The following is a 230-nucleotide window of genomic DNA, read 5'->3' on the forward strand; positions in this document are numbered from 1 at the left end:
GCCCACCACTGCAAGTCCCATAGTTTGGAGAAAGGAAATAGCAGGGCGCTCTCCATGAACAAAAACATGGCAAGCGCTAGTACGAACAGAATGGTTTCTCCAGTACTACGGAAGTCCTTGAGGAAAGCCAAGCCCGCCATTAGGAAGAAGATCCCGGCGCTGACGTTTAACCCGATGGCCGGGAGGGTAAAGACTCCGTTGATTTTCATTGCAGGCAGCCAGGCCTGGAG

Annotated in this window: 1 pseudogene; it reads right to left on the bottom strand. The window is 53.0% G+C overall.

The window, feature by feature from the left end:
* A pseudogene (locus ACTFO6_RS20125) lies at positions 1-230 on the bottom strand (hypothetical protein); the annotation flags it as partial.

This window comes from Pelomicrobium sp. G1 (assembly GCF_051905455.1).
In the GTDB taxonomy this organism is placed as follows: Bacteria; Pseudomonadota; Gammaproteobacteria; order Burkholderiales; family UBA6910; genus Pelomicrobium.